The 3887-nt window shown below is 44.8% G+C and carries 3 protein-coding genes; all 3 read right to left on the bottom strand.

What is annotated here, in order from left to right; genetic code table 11:
- The coding region (locus ABYU67_RS11915) for a hypothetical protein (protein WP_372845484.1) at nt 1-1580 on the bottom strand (1580 nt) is incomplete at its 3' end.
- Between the two features lie 99 nt (nt 1581-1679).
- Nucleotides 1680-1916: a hypothetical protein gene (locus ABYU67_RS11910; RefSeq protein WP_372845482.1), complete on the bottom strand. Its 237-nt coding sequence runs from the start codon at nt 1914-1916 to the stop codon at nt 1680-1682.
- Nucleotides 1917-1953: 37 nt separating this feature from the next.
- Nucleotides 1954-3887: hypothetical protein (locus ABYU67_RS11905; protein WP_372845480.1), on the bottom strand; the 1934-nt coding region annotated here is incomplete at its 5' end.

Here is a 3887-nt window from a genome sequence, read left to right as displayed (position 1 = left end):
ATACGCCCACCCATATTCGCAGAGTCGTTGGCAGGTTTAATACAAGTATCGTTTGTGTTGATAGTAACGTCACGACTTCCAAAAATAGCCCACGGATTTAGCGTGTTGGTCTTACCATTAATTTTAATACCACTAGACGACTGTACGTAAATAACAGGTCTGTTTTGAGTGGGGTAAACTGCGTCCTGACGTAAGTTAAGTCCATTGACAGTGACACCTGACATTTTATCAATATATAAGCTGTAGTCTAATCCTGCTAACTCACCACGCTCAATGGTTAAGTTGTTAAAGATGACATCCGAGTTATTAGCAACAGATAGCCATGACGTATTGTTTACCCGCTTAAGACTTGCACCGTCACAGTAAACACCAATACCCTTATGGTTAATAATAGTGGTGTCATTAAAACGGATATTTTTAAGTATTTTACCCTTACTATCAGCCGTGGCTGCCAAATCTCCACAATCCCCTGCGTAAACATTAACTGGTCGTGTACAGTTTGCGACACGTAGATTATCGACTGTAATATCATGACAGGCTGATACAAAGATACCGCCAATGCCGTAGGTTTTCTGAATGTCTGTGGTTAAGTCAATATCCAACCCATCAACTTCAATTCGTCTAGGATGATACGTTTTAGTCACTAAGCTATTATGTGGACTCATCCAGTCAAAATCGCCCGACCAGTGCATCATTACACCAAAGGTCGCATGACCTCGAACCTTTAGGTTTTTAATCTTAACGTCTGAAACATTACCGATTATCGGGAATATGCTAGACCATGCTTGGGCATCACCATCGTCAACGCCTTCAAGAAATACATCCTCCACAACAATATCTTTGTACTCCACACCATCAGGGTCGTAGTATTGACCGATGCAGATAGCACCGTTGTAGTCACCCATACCTGAAATCATAGGGGCTTCTACGTCACGTTTGATATGCACGTTCTTCATACCCGAACCGCTTTGCAACCAAAACCCTCTGTCAGCGTTAAGGTCGTTACCACCACTAACATTTAGGTTAATAACAACCTTGCCCTGCCCTTCAAAGATACAGTTAGTTGGTATTGTGCCGTTAACATTGTACTCACCCTCTTTGATGTAGACAGTTGAGTCTACGAGCAAACCAGCCTTGATAAAAGCAGGGGTGTGGTCAACAAGCGCATTGATACCAAAATCCATAATATTAACGGTGTCACTATTTTTTGATGACTGCGTTCTCATTATGGAGTTTGGTTTAGGCAGCTGAACACTAATACTACTATCGGCGCTATCTTTCGTCATAATTGACTGATAGAAAACCTGACGCCCATAGCTATCAAGCACTTTGACGCTGTATTCAATCTCAGAAGCATAAACCTCTGTCATGTCGCCATTAGCGTTCATAAAGCCGCCTTTTGTGCGTACTGGCTGCATTGCTGCTATCGTCAGTGCTTCATCATAGTAAATGTCAATCGGGTAATACTCGGGGTCTTTGTTTGGCTCACCAAAATAGACCTTACCTGCGTCTAGTGGTCTGCCTGTGGTATCGCCCATATATAAATGCGGCTGCGCGACTAATGATGTGCGTAATGCCATTGTATTCTCCAAAATTTAGGCAAAAAAATACCCACGCATGGTGGGTTTATAGGCAATAAAAAACCGCCTCAATGGGCGGTATGTGTTTGTGATTAAGGTTTAATTATTAACTTTAGGTTGTAGGTTTTCTTTGATGCGTCCATCGAATAACTCGTAAGGGTTCAGGCGTGAGAATATCAAGAACTGAATAATAACAAGCGGTATTCCTACCACTAGCACAGTATCAACGACCACTCTGAACTCACCCTCTATAAAAAAGGCGAGCACAGAAAAAAGACCAACCAAAACCCATGCAGCTTGCAAAAGTCTAATTAAAAACAGCCTAAAATTCTCCATGATACCGCCCCAATAATTGTTTAATAACACCAATATATCAGAAAGACGTTAGTGCTGCATTATCATCTTGACTATTTGCACCTTGCGTCAGCATAGTTAGTACGTCAGCATTGTTAATTGCAGCTTTGCGAGCTTTTGCAGGTAGCGTTTTAACGTATGCTTTCCACTCGTCAGTTTTTGCTAGCTTACGCTGCAACACCTTAATTTTAGTTTCATTAGGAACTTTCTTCTCAAACTCATCTAAAATCGTTTTCATTTCGGTAGTGTCAATGACGTTGTTAATTAACTTCTTGTTGGCATCACGATAAACCTCGGCTCGTTTAGGGTTGTAGGAAACATCAAGCTCAGCGCGTGACTGTCGCTCTGTTAGCACGTTTTGTATCTTGCGAGTTGCAGCCTTACCTGCCAATCCCGCTGCAACCGCAATGGCTGGACTACCACCTGCTGCCAAACCGCCAGCCATACCAACAACACCACCTGCCATGTTTTCAGGACTGTTCCACGCATCAATGTTTCGAGCTGTGGTTGCCGTTCCTGATGGGTTTGGGTCTTGATGTTGCAACACGTTACGACCTGCAATGTACGTGTCGAGCTTTTTAGCAACGTCGTCACCAAATATCGCAGACGCCTTGTAACTACCATCTTCGTTGGGTCTGCGGTATTGCATCCATTCTTTATTGACGGATTTTAGACCTGCTTTACCTAGTACGGACTCCGCAATAGCTGCTTGTATCTCAGCCTTTGCTCTTGCTGCTTGTGGCTTGATGGCATCAGGCACATTATCGAGCAGTCCGTAAATGTGGTTAAACTGTGCCCCATCTTTAGCTGCTAGTAACTGCAACTCACGCCCAACCTTTTCAGGCGAGACTTTTCGATTGATACCATCAACATCAAGCAGCTTACCAACGCCTTTGGGGTTTTCAAACATTTGCTTGTATAGCTGATAACGTCCACGCGCTGATAGGTAGGCGCTATCTTCTAACTTGCTGAACACGCCCATGTCAATTGATTCGTTAACTTTAGCGATCAGACCTGCGCTATCGGGCGACCACTGGCTATTGATATATTGACGGATAGATTCAGCCTGACGCGCTGTCATCGGCTTTACAGTACCATCTTTATTCATCAACTGCATTTCGTTAAGGTATGAGCGAATACCACGACGCAACGACTGATTGGTGGCTTTACCGTCCCAGTTGCTAGCCTTGCCAAGCTCGCTTGCAAACTGTGTTAGCTCGATACCACCTTTACCGCCTGTCACCTCGTCAGCCTTTTTGTAATCGGCTGCTACTTGGTCTTTGTACCACTGTTTGTAGTTATCAAGCGCATCAATAACCACCTGACCACGGCTTTCAGGGCTTGCACCTGCACGAGCGCCGATGTCATCCTCAATGATACGGTTTGCATAGTCATTCATAGCGCCATACTCAGCGTCTAGCTTTTCGCGCATCTGTAAACCTGCCTCGGTATCGAGCTTTGATAGCGACTTTTCGGTTTCAAGCTGCGTTATATCGCCTGTGATAGCACCTTTTCGGGCGCTTTCGTCAGGTATGCCTAAGTCACGTAGCACCTCAGCGCGTAGACCTTGCACATCAATAGGAACGCCACCTGTTTGTGGTTTTGAGTTATCAAGGTCAAGCAATGTTTCAATCTTAGCGCCTGATGTTGGCACTGGCGTTCCATCGGGGTTTAATGGTGCATCCGGTCGATTAATAATCACTTCCGGTGCTGGTGTCGGTCTTGCGTTTGAGTAATCAGGTTGTGGCGTTGTGTCTAAGTTACCAATATCCGCACTCGTCCTTGCGCCTTGTGCGTTTAATTGGTCAAGGTTTGCAATTGTGGCTGACAAATCACCGGTACTGCGAGCCATAGCGTTGTTGTAAGTGTCTAGTGGTGTTGGCTGCCTGACTGGTGTTGGCGTACCGCTATCGCGTGTCAATGCGTTTGTAGCGCGTCCGTTATTACCCTCTT

Source organism: Psychrobacter sp. (assembly GCF_041554015.1).
GTDB lineage: Bacteria > Pseudomonadota > Gammaproteobacteria > Pseudomonadales > Moraxellaceae > Psychrobacter.
The sequence above is the reverse complement of the archived record's forward strand: the minus strand, read 5'-3'. Positions and strand labels throughout refer to the sequence as shown.

Coding starts and splice junctions, on each gene's coding strand:
- ABYU67_RS11910 (WP_372845482.1), bottom strand. CDS start 1,916: ATGGAGAATTTTAGGCTGTTTTTAATTAGACTTTTGCAAGCTGCATGG.